Origin of the sequence: Kribbella sp. NPDC026596 (assembly GCF_040638415.1) — a bacterium.
GTDB lineage: Bacteria > Actinomycetota > Actinomycetes > Propionibacteriales > Kribbellaceae > Kribbella.
Genome location: NZ_JBEZYF010000112.1, coordinates 1 through 910, shown reverse-complemented (window position 1 = coordinate 910; position 910 = coordinate 1). Strand labels below are relative to the sequence as shown.

The 910-nt window shown below is 71.3% G+C and carries 1 protein-coding gene and 1 pseudogene; one reads left to right on the top strand and one right to left on the bottom strand.

From position 1 onward, the window contains the following. Positions 1-291 (bottom strand): hypothetical protein (locus AB0E63_RS44420; RefSeq protein WP_360380348.1); only part of this gene is annotated, 291 nt, incomplete at its 3' end. A 75-nt stretch (positions 292-366) separates the two neighbouring features. Here AB0E63_RS44420 and AB0E63_RS44415 point away from each other — a divergent pair. Continuing rightward, positions 367-910: pseudogene (locus AB0E63_RS44415) on the top strand (hypothetical protein); the annotation flags it as partial.

Sequence of the window (910 nt, the reverse complement as noted above, 5' to 3'; positions counted from 1 at the left end):
GCACAGTCCGCGCAGGACCAGGCACAGGCTCAGCCGGCGTGGGGTCAGTCCGAGCAGGGACAGGGCCAGCCGGCTTGGGGTGTCCAGGAGGCGGACCAGGCGAATGGGTGGGGCGTGCAGCCGGCTCAGGAGTCTGCGGCGCAGCAGGCGGACGGGCAGGCCGACCAGGGACAAGGTTGGGGCGTTCAGCAGGCTGCCGTCAACGCGGATCAGGCCCAGGGGTGGGGTGCTGAGGCCGGACAGGGTCAGAGCTGGGGTGCGGAGCAGCAGAGTGGTGACGACGCCAGCCAAGGACAGCCCTGGGGTGGGCAGAGCTGGACTCTGCAGCAGGGCGGCGAGGCTGGGCAGGCCGGTGGTTGGGGACCTGTGCAGACCGGGACTGATCCGTGGCAGTCGGCAGGCGACAACAACAGCTGGGGCGCCGCGGAGCAGCAAGCTGCGAGCAACGGCTGGCATGACGGTGCACAGGAGTCCGGACCGTGGGGCCAGCAACCGGCCGAAAACCAGGGCGCCGGGCAACAACCTGGACCCTGGGACCAGCAGACGACTGCAGAGAACCAGGCCACCGGACAAGACGCCGGACCGTGGGGTCAGCAGGCGGATGGTCAGGGCCAGGCCGGCGGACAAGACGCTGGGGCGTGGGGCCTGCAGGCCGCTGGTGAGAACCACGGCGGTGGGCAAGGGGCCGCGGCGTGGGGTCAGCAGGCTGGTGGGGATGGACAGGGTGGGGGGCAGCAGACGGCTGCTGAGGCATGGGGTAGTGCTTCGCAGCAGACCGCCGGTGAGGCTTGGGGTGGGGGGCAGCAGACCGCCGGTGAGGCTTGGGGTGGGGGGCAGCAGACCGCCGGTGAGGCTTGGGGTGGTGGGCAGCAGACCGCCGGTGAGGCTTGGGGTGGTGTGCAGCATACCG